The 14,860-nt window shown below is 40.8% G+C and carries 13 protein-coding genes, 1 pseudogene and 1 riboswitch; of the genes and pseudogenes, 5 read left to right on the plus strand and 9 right to left on the minus strand.

Translation table 11 applies throughout. The features are described from left to right. Positions 1 to 166 precede the first annotated feature (166 nt). Positions 167 to 646 carry a Cys-tRNA(Pro) deacylase gene (gene ybaK / locus DP73_RS16270; RefSeq protein ID WP_034600856.1) on the plus strand — a complete coding sequence of 160 codons (480 nt, stop codon included), beginning with the start codon at positions 167 to 169 and terminating at the stop codon, positions 644 to 646. A 146-nt stretch (positions 647 to 792) separates the two neighbouring features. On the opposite strand, the gene DP73_RS16275 is transcribed toward ybaK, so the two are convergent. Continuing rightward, the gene (locus tag DP73_RS16275; protein ID WP_034600858.1) at positions 793 to 1,503 is read right to left on the minus strand and encodes an NlpC/P60 family protein; all 711 of its coding nucleotides are present in this window, start codon (positions 1,501 to 1,503) and stop codon (positions 793 to 795) included. A 249-nt stretch (positions 1,504 to 1,752) separates the two neighbouring features. Between DP73_RS16275 and DP73_RS16280 the strand changes: the two genes are divergently transcribed. After that, complete coding sequence (locus DP73_RS16280) at positions 1,753 to 2,841, plus strand: hypothetical protein (RefSeq protein WP_034600860.1); 1,089 nt, start codon at positions 1,753 to 1,755, stop codon at positions 2,839 to 2,841. 106 nt (positions 2,842 to 2,947) lie between these two features. Here DP73_RS16280 and DP73_RS23560 read toward each other — a convergent pair whose 3' ends face one another. The 7 genes from DP73_RS23560 to scfA all read right to left on the minus strand — a co-directional run bounded on the left by DP73_RS23560 (position 2,948) and on the right by scfA (position 9,946). Next, a complete protein-coding gene (locus tag DP73_RS23560) occupies positions 2,948 to 3,109 on the minus strand; it encodes a hypothetical protein (RefSeq protein ID WP_165574424.1) in 162 nt (53 codons plus the stop codon). Between the two features lie 129 nt (positions 3,110 to 3,238). Continuing rightward, positions 3,239 to 4,930 carry a glutamine--tRNA ligase/YqeY domain fusion protein gene (locus tag DP73_RS16285; RefSeq protein ID WP_205623404.1) on the minus strand — a complete coding sequence of 564 codons (1,692 nt, stop codon included), beginning with the start codon at positions 4,928 to 4,930 and terminating at the stop codon, positions 3,239 to 3,241. 525 nt (positions 4,931 to 5,455) lie between these two features. Next, positions 5,456 to 6,604: a trypsin-like peptidase domain-containing protein gene (locus tag DP73_RS16290; RefSeq protein ID WP_034600863.1), complete on the minus strand. Its 1,149-nt coding sequence runs from the start codon at positions 6,602 to 6,604 to the stop codon at positions 5,456 to 5,458. Between the two features lie 21 nt (positions 6,605 to 6,625). Then, on the minus strand, positions 6,626 to 7,435 hold the full coding sequence (locus DP73_RS16295) for an MBL fold metallo-hydrolase (RefSeq protein WP_034600865.1): 810 nt from the start codon (positions 7,433 to 7,435) through the stop codon (positions 6,626 to 6,628). A 14-nt stretch (positions 7,436 to 7,449) separates the two neighbouring features. Next, a complete protein-coding gene (locus DP73_RS16300) occupies positions 7,450 to 8,115 on the minus strand; it encodes a tetratricopeptide repeat protein (RefSeq protein ID WP_034600866.1) in 666 nt (221 codons plus the stop codon). 114 nt (positions 8,116 to 8,229) lie between these two features. Continuing rightward, the gene (scfB, locus tag DP73_RS16305; RefSeq protein ID WP_034600868.1) at positions 8,230 to 9,705 is read right to left on the minus strand and encodes a thioether cross-link-forming SCIFF peptide maturase; all 1,476 of its coding nucleotides are present in this window, start codon (positions 9,703 to 9,705) and stop codon (positions 8,230 to 8,232) included. Positions 9,706 to 9,805: 100 nt separating this feature from the next. Further along, positions 9,806 to 9,946 (minus strand): six-cysteine ranthipeptide SCIFF, encoded by a 141-nt coding sequence (gene scfA, locus DP73_RS22740; RefSeq protein WP_014905314.1) that lies wholly within the window; start codon positions 9,944 to 9,946, stop codon positions 9,806 to 9,808. A 277-nt stretch (positions 9,947 to 10,223) separates the two neighbouring features. Next, a riboswitch (M-box (ykoK) riboswitch) is annotated at positions 10,224 to 10,389 on the plus strand. Between the two features lie 190 nt (positions 10,390 to 10,579). On the opposite strand from scfA, the gene DP73_RS16310 reads away from it, so the two are divergent. The 3 genes from DP73_RS16310 to DP73_RS16320 all read left to right on the plus strand — a co-directional run bounded on the left by DP73_RS16310 (position 10,580) and on the right by DP73_RS16320 (position 13,999). After that, positions 10,580 to 11,878, plus strand: coding sequence for a CBS domain-containing protein (locus tag DP73_RS16310; RefSeq protein WP_034600870.1), 1,299 nt, complete (start codon positions 10,580 to 10,582; stop codon positions 11,876 to 11,878). After that, positions 11,875 to 13,137: an Nramp family divalent metal transporter gene (locus tag DP73_RS16315; RefSeq protein ID WP_034600872.1), complete on the plus strand. Its 1,263-nt coding sequence runs from the start codon at positions 11,875 to 11,877 to the stop codon at positions 13,135 to 13,137. Before DP73_RS16310 ends, DP73_RS16315 begins: the two co-directional genes overlap by 4 nt. A 187-nt stretch (positions 13,138 to 13,324) precedes the next feature. Next, positions 13,325 to 13,999 carry a DUF421 domain-containing protein gene (locus DP73_RS16320; RefSeq protein WP_034600875.1) on the plus strand — a complete coding sequence of 225 codons (675 nt, stop codon included), beginning with the start codon at positions 13,325 to 13,327 and terminating at the stop codon, positions 13,997 to 13,999. A 338-nt stretch (positions 14,000 to 14,337) separates the two neighbouring features. Here the strand turns inward: DP73_RS16320 and DP73_RS16325 are convergent. After that, positions 14,338 to 14,860: pseudogene (locus tag DP73_RS16325) on the minus strand (transposase); the annotation flags it as partial.

The following is a 14,860-nucleotide window of genomic DNA, read 5'->3' on the forward strand; positions in this document are numbered from 1 at the left end:
TCATCTTCAGTTTATGGTCAAAAAAATCTTGACAAATTCCCAAGGCTATAAGTTATATTATAGGGACATCCTTCGTAAAAGAAAAGCAGCTTGGCGAAGATAAGATTATCATAATTCCGATTTCCAAAAGGAATTCTTTTATATTTAATATAGGGAGCGTGAATTTATGTCCCATAAAACAAATGCAGCCCGAATTTTAGACAAGAACAGAATACCCTATGAGCTAAAGGAATACGAGGTCGATGAATCAGATTTGTCTGCCATTACTGTTGCTAATAAGGTCGGGTTAAGCATCGAGCAAGTCTATAAGACTTTAGTTGCCCGTGGTGATAAAACTGGGGTCATCGTTGCTTGTATCCAAGGTGATTATGAACTCTACCTCAAAGGATTAGCCGCATTGAGCGGGAATAAGAAAGTTGAGATAGTCTCCTTAAAGGAGGTATTGCCTTTGACCGGTTATATACGAGGAGGCGTTTCTCCTATAGGAATGAAAAAGAGCTATCCTGTTTTCATTGACTCTTCTATAACAAATCAAGAAAAAGTTGCTGTAAGTGCAGGATTGCGAGGATTTCAGCTTTATCTTAATCCCCATGATCTAATTGCAATAACTAAAGCACATTTAGGCACGATCTCAACAAAACTTTAAATCATTACATAATAGTTTGATAGGCAAAGACAACAAATCCTACAGGCCTATATTTCCTGTAGGATTTGTTGTCTTTTGCTTATTTACTATATCATTCTAGTACATGGTGATCTAAGTTTGGTAAATCGGTTCTAATCTCCCGCTCTCTAAATCACTCGTCGGGCTCCTACATAAACTGATTTCCAGTATGGCCCAATAGTATAAATTGTAACTCCCTTAGAAGAGGAAGCGTTAATAAATTGTCCGTTACCAACATAAATCCCGTCATGATCTACAACACCATTTCCAGCAAAGGAGAAGAATACTAGATCGCCTGGTCGTAGATTCTCAAAGGATACATAGCTTCCCACAGTATATTGGTCACGTGATACCCGAGGTAAAGTAATTCCATTTTGTTTAAAAACATAGTACACAAAACCGGAGCAGTCAAAACCCGTTGAAGGGGAAGTCCCCCCCCATTGGTACTTAACTCCTATATACTGTTTTGCTGTACTTAGTATACTATCGGCCTTGCTCTGTGTTGGAGTCTGAGTCGGAGAAGTCTGCGCTTGGGTCTGTTGTTTTTTCAAATAAACATTATTTAAGGTTTTTGCTGTTATGGGACCAACAAGTCCATCAACAGTTAGCTTGTTCGCTCTTTGAAAGTTGATTACCCCTTGTTGGGTCAAACTCCCGAAAACACCATCCGCTTTACCAACATTGTAGCCAACATAATTTAGTTTTGTCTGCAACTCCACAACATCCGGTCCTTTAGAACCTACTTTAAGTAAAACATCCCCAAGCGTCGCCATAGCAGTTGTTGGCAAAGAAAACATCAGACAAATTAAAAAGAACACAAGGATAATTCTCTTTTTCATTCTCTTCCTCCCTATTACTTTGTTAATTTTGGGGACATTTATAAGTGAAGAATCCACTTACTTTTATATCGGAATCTCTAGGATAAGATTTCACCCTAAAAATCTGCCACAATTGAAAATTATTTACATTGCTTGTATCGTTTTGGGTTTCGACCTGGAATTAACCTAATCTCTAATAAATTTTGAAAAGGGGAATGTTAGTTTGTTTTTTTGGGGCAAAATAACCCAAACATTTAAGGAGGATACCGGATGAGTTACCAACTACCAAACTATAAACACCCAAATTTCGATCAAGAACCTTTCGTATCTGCTCCAAATGCTCAAATTGTCGAAGTGAAAAATGCAGGGTCGGCTCCGGAAAACTATCATGCTCTCTCCATATATCCTGAGTATTTTAAAATAAATGGCGAATGGATTTTAGCGAGTGAAAGCCGAATGGATGGGGTTCCTGTCCTAAGGACAGATGGAAGGGTTCAAGTGGTTGAGTTTAGAAATTTAAACATTGGGGATAAGGTAATAACCGGAAGAACCGAAGATGGAAGTGAGGGCATTTTTGTTTATGCATCAGGGTTTAGTTCAACCGATACCCATTCAGAGTTATTTTCTTTTCGTTCCGGCCGTTCTAGGGAAACGGCTTTTTCAAAGGACTATGATGAACTTTATGAACTATTAAAATATGAGAAGGATAATGGGTATATTGTTTGGGTCTTAGGTCCTGCAGTTGTCTTTGACTACGATTCTAGAACAGCTCTTTCCGGCCTTATATCAAATGGCTTTGCTCATGCTATTCTGGCAGGTAATGCTATGGCAACCCATGACCTGGAAGCAGCTATTTTTGGTACTGCATTGGGGCAAAACACCTATAATCAACAGTCTCCCCCTAATGCTCATTATCACCATTTAGATTTGATCAATATGGCTCGAGATGCAGGTTCCCTTGAAGGTCTCATAGAAAAGGAAAACATAAGTGAGGGTATTGTGTATTCTGCTATCACTAATAACATCCCCTTGGTTCTTGCAGGTTCAATTCGTGACGACGGTCCACTGCCTTCCGTAATAGCTGATGTATATAAAGCCCAAGATGAAATGCGCAAGCATACTCGTAAAGCTACGACTCTTATTTGCCTAGCCACTCAGCTTCACACTATTGCAGCAGGAAATATGACGCCGGCTTACATACAACATAATGGAGAGATCCGCCCCGTCTTCATATACTGTATTGATATTGCTGAGTTTGCCGTCAATAAACTCAGAGATCGCGGATCTTTAGAGGTTACTACTATGGTAACTAATGTACAAGACTTCTTGGTTCACCTAAAAAACAATTTAGTAAAATGATTATATTTTGTTGAATTCTTGTCACCCAAAGTCACCTCTCCCAAAAAAGAGTAGAGGCACAAATCTGCCTCTACTCTTTTTGGTATAAATCTACATTCATTTCTAGTTATGAGAACGTAAGCTCTTCAACCTGTGCATTTCGTAGTTTCTGCTGACTAAGACCGATAGAGTCATCCAAATTATTTGATACTACTTCACTGCTAATAGTTCCATTAACCGCTGCTTCACCTTGAGTGAGTTCACTCCCTTGGATTTCTTTACTTTCCATTTATTAACCCTCCTAAAATTTTTATTATTATTCTCAAAAAGCTAAAAAACATTCAAAAGAACTCTCTAAGCATATCGATGCTATTTTAGAGAGTTCTTTTTGAATGTTTATGTTTATGTTTATATTTATTTATTTATTTAATTGAAATGAACTCTTCAATGACACAATTCTATTAAATATCAGCTTGCCTTGTTTCAATGACAAGGGATCAACATTGAAGTAGCCATGCCTAAAAAACTGAAATTTATCCTGTGGCTTTGAATCTTTAATATTCGCCTCGACAAAGCCCTGGACGATCTCTAAGGAGTTAGGATTAATATGTTCCAAAAAGGAAGTATCATCATCCTCTTCCTGATCCAGAATCAAAGGTTCGTATTGTCTAAATTCTGCCGGGACTGCTTGAGAGGCTTCTACCCAATGAATAGTCCCCTTTACCTTCCTTCCTGTAAAGCCAGTTCCACTCTTGGTTTCCGGGTCGTAGGTGCAATGTAATTCGATAACTTTACCCGCTTCATCTTTTACTATATCGTTGCATTTTATAAAATAGGCATTTTTTAAGCGGACTTCATTTCCCGGAAAAAGCCTGAAATATTTTGCCGGAGGATTCTCCATAAAATCATCTTGTTCTATATATATTTCTCGCGAAAAAGGAATTTGACGAGTACCCATTTCCGGGTTTTCAGAATTAATCTCAGCCTCTAACATTTCAACTTGGTCTGCAGGGTAATTTGTAATAACAACTTTGAGCGGCTCTAATACAGCCATTGTTCTGGGTGCTTTAAGCTTTAAATCCTCTCGAATAAAAAATTCGAGCATTTTACTATCTACTACACTATCCGCTTTAGCAACACCTATTTCCCGAGCAAAACTACGAATAGCTTCAGGAGTATAACCTTTTCGACGAAGTCCTGAGATTGTAGGCATGCGCGGGTCATCCCACCCGTCAACAACGTGCTCATCAACTAATTGTTTGAGTTTACGCTTACTCATAACAGTATTAGTAATGTTTAACCGGGCAAATTCATATTGATGTGGCACCTTTTCCATTTCACACTCTCGTATGACCCAGTCATACAGAGGACGATGATCCTCAAATTCCAAGGTACATATAGAGTGTGTCACCCCTTCAATTGCATCCTCTAACGGATGGGCAAAGTCATACATAGGGTAGATGCACCACTTATCTCCTGTATTATGATGGTTGGCATGAGCAATCCTGTAAAGAACCGGATCCCTCATATTAATATTGGGAGAATCCATATCTATCTTAGCACGGAGAACCTTTTGTCCATCTTTGAATTCCCCTTGACGCATTCGCTCAAATAATTCCAGGTTTTCTTCAACTGAGCGATCTCTGTAGGGGCTTTTTTGTCCGACCTCAATAAGGGATCCGCGCATTTTACGAATCTCCTCGGCTGTAGAATCGCAAACATAAGCCTTACCTTTCTTAATTAACAGGACAGCTCGATTATACATTTCTTCAAAATAGTCTGAGGCAAAGAATAATTCATCCCATTTATATCCCAGCCACGTTACATCTTCTTTGATAGATTCTACATATTCTGTATCCTCTTTAACTGGATTAGTATCATCAAAGCGCAGATGGGTTTTACCCTTGAATTCATCCGCTAATTCAAAATTTAAAATAATGGATTTAGCGTGACCAATATGTAAATAACCATTAGGCTCCGGTGGGAATCGAGTAATAATGTGATCAACTTTACCCGATTTCAAATCCTCGTTAATAATATTCTTAATAAAGTTCGAGGAGGCTTTATGTTCCATCGATATCACCTTTCTATTCTTCATCCTATCTGCCATTTTTTCCTTTGCACTAAATAATACTGCATTAGAACCGAGAGTTCAACTTTAGCCTATAAATACTTCCCGAGAGGTTTAATATTTATCTATTTATAGCATAGACAATTTTGGAATGATTTCAGTCCCATTTTCAATTTTATCCGATGACTAACAGCCGTAAGACTCCCATCTTCTATAAGTACGAAAGCATCCAGTGGATGCTTTCGCCGAACCGCAAACTAAACAGAACAACTTTAGCGGTGAGGATGAGATAACGGCTGCTACGTCCCTGGATAAGTTCTTCTAAGCTTCAGATGGAGTAAGTATTCCTCTTAGGCAAACTCCATCTGAAGCTAAGAATCACTTGATTAATCCATCTTTGGTCATCTAAACAAATTACACAGATAAAAGAGGGGATGTAACAAATTTAAAGCTTTGTTACATCCCCTTTGATCTGATACCTGCCCAGGTTCGGCTCAGTTCAATGGTAAAGGATATGTTTTGAGGAGTACATACCAATACTCAAGTTTGGGTTCCTCATATTATCTACTGGGATTTGATTTCCACTAACGTAACTGAAACATCGATATTTTTGTTATCCCGGTATACTGTGACGGTAACCGTATCACCGGGTTTATTCTTCAACAACTGATGGGTCAATTCCAATGAGCTCTTAATAGCAATTCCATTAATCTTCGTTAAAACGTCCCCAGCTCGAATTCCTGCTTTCTCTGCCGGTCCCCCGGGTGTAACTTTGGAGATATAGGCTCCTTCAGGCCATCCTCGTTGAGTGGCATATTCAGCCGTATATCTAGGATCAATTTGGACATTTAGCCCCGGATGACTGGCATATCCCTTCTCAATCAGCTGCTTAATTGTCGGCAGCGCATCTGTTATAGGGATTGCAAAGCCCATGCCTTCAAATCCTTGTTCCTGATTCTTTGCAGAATTGATCCCAATCACCTGACCTTGGTAATTAACAAGGGGACCACCGCTATTTCCGGGGTTAATAGCAGCATCTGTTTGGATAAGGTTAAAACTGGCTTCTCCGGGAATATTTAAAATACGATTTGTTGCCGATACAACTCCTGTTGTTACTGAGCGAGCAAATTCCTGTCCGCCGGGATTCCCAATAGCTACAACCGGTTCTCCGACTTGCAGTTTGGAAGAATCACCCAGCTGTGTAGCAACTAAGTCCTTCGTATCGGGTATTTGTACTACCGCTAAGTCAGTCCGCTCATCACCGCCAACAAGTCTGGCATTAATATTTCGGCCATCCGCCAAACTAACAATAATCTTTTCCGCCCCTGAAATGACATGATTATTGGTGACGATATATCCATTTTGTGCATCAATGATAAACCCTGAGCCACTTCCTACTTCCGTCGATCCGCCCCCTCCAAATAAGGAGCCTCGAGATTGGAAATTAGCAATCCCGACCACAGCCGGACCAGTAGCTTTAGCAATCTGAGTTACCGGAAAATTCGCAGTCCCTTCCGTTGGAACTGAGGGAGTCGTTGGACCTGCATTTAAAACAACTTGGCTTGAGGGAGTTACTTGTTTATTCCCGTATACCGTTGGAACTAAGGTTACGGCAATGATTCCGCCTAACAAGGCACTGACTAAAGCAACAATAACTGTCGAAAAAAAGCCAGGACCTCTCCGAGAATAATTATTATCCTTATAGTAGTCCATAACTTTAACCTCCTATTGCTATTATTCCATTAACATCATCAATTCATGCGGCGAATGCCTGGGGGCCACATGGACAGGGACATTTGAGAGATTCTTAGACCCCTTTGAGTCGCGAAGAATACCCAGCACGGTGGATAGGGCAATTTCCGGGGTGTTATTTTCCTGACTCAGGTGAGCCAAGATAACCCTTTGGGTGTTTTCCTGTATCCACTCTAAAAGTCCTTCAGCTACCTGTTTATTATCTAAATGACCAAACTTTCCTCGGATTCGCTTCTTCAGATAGGCTGGATACGGCCCATATTGCAATCGTTGATCATCGTAATTCGCCTCAACGATAAGGGCATCGCACCCCTTCAAATGCCGATGCATTTCCTCCGTAATTATGCCACTATCAGTAGCAATCCCGACAGCCAAATCCTTCTTATCCTTTTCCTTGGGGCGTGAGATCTTGAGCCCATAGCTTTCCCGGCTATCGTGTGATGTCGGGTAGAGTATGACGTTCAAACCAGCACAAGAAAAGGACTCTTCCACTTCAATACGTTGATCTTCGGCAAGCTTTCCCAAGGAATGACTCATAACCTTCCAAAGTCCGGATGTAGCATAGATGGGGATTTTTAGTTTCCTGGCAAGAATCCCTACTCCCCTAATATGATCGACATGTTCATGGGTAACCACAATTCCTTCGATGCCTGAACAAGAAAGATTTACTTGAGAGAGGTTATGTAACAGACTCTTGCCGCTAATTCCACAATCCACAAGCAAATGTCGGTTATCCTCTCCAATAAGAATTGCGTTTCCGGAACTTCCGCTTGCCAAAGTTGTAAAGTGCAATTTTAGTTCCTCCGTTACTCACCATTTTTTAAGTTGGGATTGGACAACCCGTCATTCGTTTGATTAGTGCTGAGTTGGCTTTGGGCCTGACTAATCATTGCCTCGATTTGTTCTTTGTCGTTACTGTTTTGAGCTAGAGGCAAGGCCTTTTGCCAATAACTAATAGCTCCTGTCCAATCCTGCTTTACTTGAGAAAGGAAAATGCCATAGTTGATCATAGCTGTCATAAAGTCCGGCTTAATAGCTAGAGCCTCTGTATAACTCTTTTCGGCCAGTTCATAATCTCCGCTGTAAAAGGCAGATGTGGCCATATCTACGATAATATTAGGATCTTTATTGGTTTGCAAAACCTTTTGGTAAACCTCGACGGCCTTTTTAAAATTATCCTGGACTTCAGCGGGCGCAACCATTTGAGCTGTCATCCCGGCATTATAATATTCATTACCGAGGGCTGTCAGTAAAGGAATATTCTCCGGGTTGCTTTTTTCCTGCTCAACCATTGCAGCTATGCTCGCCTTCTGGGATTGGTATTTAGCCTCTAAATTAGCGGTAGCATTGTTCGCCGGATTAGCCGAAGGGGTCTGGTCGAAGAAATATCCAATAAATGCTGAACCAACCATCGCAAGACTTACTAAAACTGCTAGAATACCTGCAAAAATTCGTTGTGATCTTTTATTCAAACCTATCCCTCCATTGACCATTAAATCCCAGTTACTATTGTACCATGTCTCTTTAAACCATCCAACCTATAATCTTAAGGGTTATCCCACTCTCTTAACTTAGCAGTGACTATTCTACGCAAGAGATAAGGGATTATGATTGTGTTGGATTTCTTTGATCTTTAAGTATAATGCTACCTCCAGACGCTTCTTCTGAAGCTCGCATCCTAAAGTATAAACATCTGTTAGACTTTTAGTAAAGGAGACGTTAGCAGCGTGACATCCCCCGCTGCAAGCAAAGCGGGCCCAACATTCACGACAAAGAGGCTTCTTATATATGTGCGCCGAGCGAAAAGACTTAACTAATTCTTCCTTCAGCTGATTCGGATTTTCAGCGTAAAGGGATCCCAGTTTATAGTCCTCTTGTCCAACAAACTGGTGACAAGGATAAAGATCGCCCTCTGGAGAAATTGCCACATATTCATGCCCTGCGCCACATCCCGAAAGCCGTTTAATCATGCAAGGCCCCTGGTCCAAGGCAACATTAAAGTGGAAAAAGTTAAATTCTTTATCTTGACCACGACGGCTTAATAATTCCTCTCCCAGCCGATCATAGGCTTCACATATTTTTTCAAGATCTCCTTCTTGGAAAGCGTAGGGGGCTTCCGGACTGGCTACGACAGGTTCAACAGAGATTTGATCAATCCCTAAATCTGCCATGTGTAAGACATCTTGATCAAAATCCGGGTTGTAATGAGTGTAGGTCCCTCGAACATAGTAATAAGTTCCTAAGGCGTAAGGTGAACTTTCCGGTCGTTTCGCTGCAAACTGTTTAATTAGAGGGGTGACTTTAGCGTAACTTCCCCGGCCATCGGAAAAGGGTCTCATACGGTCATGCACTTCGGGGCGACCGTCTAAACTTAACACAACACTAATGTCCTCTTGTTCGAGATACTCCTGGATTTTATCATTTAATAATATCCCGTTGGTTGTTAACGTGAATTTTATGGTTTTATTCCGATCTGCCGCAGCCTTTCTCCCGTATTCAACCAGAGACCTGATTAAACCGAAATTAAGCAAGGGTTCACCACCGAAAAAATCTACTTCACAATGATTTCTATGTCCAGACAAATCTAAAACAAAGTCGATCCCTTTCTTGCCTGTCTCCAAATCCATCATGCTTCTGCTTCCTCCGAAAGCACCTGTTTCTGCAAAACAATATTTGCAGCGCAGATTGCAGTCATGAGCCACATGAAGACAAATGGCTTTAACAATCGGCTTTTCCGGGTAGGCCGGAAGTACCTGCTCTGCCTCTCTGGAAAACAGTGTACCTTGCTGGCGCAGTTCACCCAGTTCCTCAACTATTTCAGAAAGTTCTTCTACTGTTAGTTGATTGCCGGATTGCCAAAGAAGCTGTCTAATTCCTTCTTCATTGACTTGTTTCGAGGCCTCCTGCAGCTCCTCGATGGCTTTCAGTACCTCATACGTGTCCTCGTCAAGAATGTGCAGCGATCCGGAATTGACGTCGTGAGCGATGAATAAATCACCTTGACGATAACTATGCACATTTTTTTTAACCAAATATTCGTTGTTTGACAATAAATCAAGCATTAATAATCCTCTCTTCCATAACCCTTATGAACAGAAACAGAACCCAACCCGGTATGCGGGTGGGTTCTGATATCCTATGTTGCAATTAAGCCTATAAGCCTTATTTAACACACACTTGGTTTCCAACAGTGCACGACGTCTTACAAGCAGATTGACAAGAGGTCTGGCACTTGCCACATCCTCCGGTTTTCACAGTAGAACTTAAGTTTGCTTTCACAATGGTCTGAATGTGTTTTGCCATTCAAACACCCTCCTCTCGAGTCTATCACGTCATTTAATTTGATTTATTTTTTAATTATAACACAAAAATAAGAGGAATAGCAAAGCCTAAAGTTTTATAAAGGGGCTTCCTTGAGGTTTTTTCTTCAAGATTTTTTGTTGTAAACTTTCTAAAAATTATATCTGAGGCCCTTATAAAGGTGTTAAAAAATAATCTTTAAGGATAATCCTAATTATTCCCGAAGGATGTTGACGAATTTACTAGATTATACATATAATGAGGTGTCACCGGGAAAATTTATATTCTCTGTTAGGTGAGGCTCCTGCATAGACATACGCCACTGCCCAGAAATGTCGAGAGACGCCAATTGGGTAGAACAGGTACTACCGACATAAGGTTTTACTTAAGGTGGCTGAGATCCCTCTACGCTATGCAGTGCTAAAGCTCAACGAGTAGGGAGGTCGAACTTGTGTTTGCAGACCTTCTATTTTGGCATAGAGGTCTTTTTCTTTTACCCCATTAGTTTTTTCGAACATTAAAGGAGGTGGATTTTATGGATTCTGGCCCTTATCACTCGCGTTTCCAGTTCTTAAACCGAATCATCTCGATTTTTCCGATGGTGCCAGAACTCCGTTGCTGAAAGGAGGAAGTTAAATGGAGGACTTAAGAGTATTAGGAGAATTTTATTTTAGTCAATTACTTAACAAACCAATTAGAGATGCTAAAGGACATCGGGTTGGTCGATTACTGGATATGGCAATCCGTTGGGATAGTGTCTCTCCTCATGTTACAGGTATTCGTTACACAAAAGGGGCACATGACTTAATTCCCATTAAGTTAGTCGATTCCTGGGATCATAACGGAATGAGGCTTAATACACCCTTTAATCCCAAATTAACCTGCCCTATACATGAGGATGAAACGTTTATAGGTAAATGGCTGTTAGATAAACAAATCATCGACTTAGAAGGCTCAAGAATAGTACGGGTCAATGACATTTCATTGTCTTGGGTGGCCCGGGAAGGTCACAATTATATTGTTTTAGTTGCAGTAGATATTGGTGTGCGTGGCTTATTCCGAAGATTAGGGGCAGAGTTTTTATTAAGTCGCCTAGACAATAAGTTTGTTGGTTGCCAGTTTATTAAACCTTTGGAAAACAGGACTTCAGCCCTTCAGCTCACTCGTGAAAAAGAGCAGCTTCGTCAACTTCACCCTGCAGATATTGCGGATCTAATAGAAGATATGGACTATAAGCAAAGGGCTGCTTTCCTTGACTCTTTGGATTCTCAACAAGCCATTGACGCGTTAACTGAGATGGAATTAGATGTACAAGTTGAAGTTATTACCCAAATGGATGAGGAACGAGCTTCTGATATTTTAGAGGAAATGCCACCTGATGAAGCAGCTGACATTCTAAGTGAATTATCCTCTGAGAAATCCGAAGAGCTTCTAAGTTTAATGGAATCGGACGATGCCGAAGATGTTCGCGAATTAATGCAGTACGAAGAAGACACTGCCGGTTCTCTTATGACAACAGAATTTATTGGATTGCCGATTTGGCTTACTGCTGAACAAGCAATTAACGAACTAAGACGCTTAGCTCCTGAAGCAGAAACTATCTACTATTTATATGTCGTGGATGAGCAAGAAACCTTAGAGGGTGTTCTTTCCCTCCGGGAGCTGATTATTGCCTCCCCGGAAACTACACTTAAGGATTTAATGCATACTAAAGTTGTTAAGATCTCTCCTTACGACGATCACGAAAAGGTGGCCGATACAATTCATAAATATGGTTTACTGGCAGTGCCTGTCGTGGATGACCAAGATCATATCTTGGGGATCATCACCGTTGACGATGTCTTAGAACTATTGATGCCCGACCGGCCTCGGGTAGAAATTTACTCCACCTTGATTGCCCGCCGGCGCCAAGCGAAAGGAGGGCATAGCGAATGAACTTAAAAGCACGTTTCGCCTTGTTTTTTGCTATCATGGGGCCGGGAATGGTTACTGCCTTTGCTGATAATGATGCCGGTGGAATTGCAACTTATGCAGCAGCAGGGGCTAAATATGGCTACTCGCTTATCTTTACCATGCTTATAAGTACTGTTCTCCTGGCCATTGCTCAAGAAATCTCAGCCCGAACGGGTGCAGTAACCGGCCGGGGACTCTCAGATTTAATACGGGAAAACTTCGGAGTCAAATGGGCATTTTTTGCAATGAGCGTTCTCCTAATTGCTAATTTGGGGACCACCACCTCCGAATTCTCGGGGATTGCCACAAGCTTCGAAATATTTGGTGTGAATAAATATCTCTCTGTACCGATTATGGCCTTCATAATTTGGTGGCTTGTCATTAAAACAGATTATGCCAAAATGGAGAAAATCCTTCTTTTTTTATGCTTAACATTTTTTAGTTATGTGATTTCCGGGATTATGGTCAAACCGCCTTGGCCGCAAGTCTTCGTCGAATCTATCACTCCCACCCTCTTGGGTACCCCCGCCTTTCTGCTCATGATTGTCGGAGTAATAGGAACTACGATTACACCTTGGGGACAATTCTATGTTCAGTCTTCAGTCGTCGATAAGGGAATCACTGCTCAAGATTATCGCTATACACGCTGGGATGTCTTGATCGGAACCTTTTTTACCGGATTCATTGCTTTCTTTATTATCGTATCCACTGCCGCTACTCTTTTTGCCAATAATATCCCTATAGAAACTGCTAAGGATGCTGCTCTAGCGCTAAAACCTTTAGCCGGAGAATATGCCAGTTTATTGTTTGGCTTTGGACTACTCGGTGCTTCAATGTTAGCGGCCTTCGTGCTGCCACTCAGTACAGCTTATGCTGTTTGTGAGGCCTTCGGTTTTGAACACGGGATCAGCAAGTCTTACAGAGAAGCCCCGGTATTTTTCAGTCTATATACTATCTTAATTGTTTTAGGAGCCGCTATTGTCTTATGGCCTGGGCTATCCTTATATCATGTCATGTTGACGACTCAAGTGGTTAACGGGGTTCTTTTACCTCCTATTTTAATCTTCATGGTTCTTATCGCCAGCAAAAAAAGTATTATGGGCGAATATGTTAATTCAACGTTTTTCAATATTATCGCCTGGACATTCACCTTAATCCTAGTTTTACTTTCTCTACTTTTGCTCTTATCTACCCTGTTCCCTGAATTAGCTACTAATGCTTTCAGAAGCATAGGTTTGTAGCCAACCTTCTAGTTTAATATGAAAGCTTTTTCGAGTATGAAAAATAGGCACACTATCATGGTGCCTATTTTTTGTGCTTGAGGAAGCTCCTCAAGCAGTGATTACTGTTGATTTTTCCCCATTAGCGTATATTCCTATAGTTATCGTTTAATCTACCTGCATAGGTAAAAAAAGGAGTGTTCTGGCTATGGGCTTTGGGCAATTGACAGTAGAGCTAATCTTTGGTTTTTTTAGCTTGTTACTAGTTACGAGATTTTTAGGTAAAACTCAAATAACACAACTCACTGCTTTTGACTTTATTTCAGCTCTGATCATGGGTGAGCTTTTAGGCAATGCCATCTATGACGACGACACCGGCATAGTAAAAGTCTTTTATGCCATTACTGTTTGGGGACTCCTAATCTTTGCAATCCAATTCTTAGGTCAAAAGTCCATTTTTTTCAGGAAACTTCTAGAGGGAACACCTTCCCTAGTCATTCAAAAGGGAGTCATCAACCGCCAAGCCCTGAAAAAAAACCGTATGAACATTAATGAACTACTTAATCTGCTAAGAATTAAAGATGTTTTTTCTGTTCGGGAAGTTGAATATGCTATCCTTGAAGCAAATGGCTCTTTGACCGTTTTAAGAAAACCCGAATTTGATACCCCGACCCTAGGCGATCTTAAAATTCCATTTCAAAGCAAATCATTACCCAAGCTTCTTGTAAGTGATGGAACAATACTCTCAGATGAGTTACTAAAAGCTAAGCTAAGTGAATCTTGGCTTAGAAATGAGCTGAAACTGCAGGGCTATACCGATATTAAAAATATTTTTTATGCAGAATGGCGAGAGGAAGATGGATTATTTGTTATTGAAAAGTAATTATTATAAATTTTTCTATTGATTAGGGGGATTACATCGTTTTCAACTTTTCAAGTGCGGAGACCAGAATGATAATTGTTGGGCCACTCGATGTATGGCTTTGTGTTTTCGCTCCAATTCAGACAGCTTTTACCATTTATTGAATCTGACCTTAGAATTAAATTGCCAAGCATTGCGACAGCGCTGAGGTTATCCTCAGCGCTTCAGACCGTAGACAAAAAGGTGCCTTATGCAAACTGCATGGCACCTTTTTGTCTCTTAATAATGAATTGAGAATCTGAGAGAGCTATGTTCTGAATAAGATGCGAAAAAAATGAGCGGAGCATACCCTTTCTCCGTTTCCACGTCGCCAGTTTCTTTAAATTCATGCATGCAAAAGTAAGCGTCACCTGCATCTTAATTTTTTGCAGACCACGCAATTGAGTATAACGCATCGCATGCTTCTCTTTTGCATCAGCAAACACACGCTCAATGGTTTCGCTTCTTAACTTGTAAATATCTCTGTATTCAGGTGTATGGCGGTAATCTTCTGCAAGTTCCATATAAGGTTCCCAGACATGGCGGAGTACAACCTTTTGACAGGATTTACTCTCGGTACACTGAGAACGCATGGAGCATGTTTTACATAGTTTTGGATCACTTTTGTACTCCCGATATCCATCACGGTTGGTTGTAGAATACGTTAAAACCTGATTGTTGGGACAGAGAATGCAATCATGGTATTCATCATAAACGTATTCATACTTTTTGAAGAAACCATCCTTTGTCATTGGACGTTTGTATGGAACCGCCGGTATCCTCTGGGTATCTATGATCTGCTTCATAATCCAAGGGGTTTTGTAGCCTGAATCAAGCGCAACC

It is taken from the genome of Desulfosporosinus sp. HMP52 (assembly GCF_000765145.1).
In the GTDB taxonomy this organism is placed as follows: domain Bacteria; phylum Bacillota; class Desulfitobacteriia; order Desulfitobacteriales; family Desulfitobacteriaceae; genus Desulfosporosinus.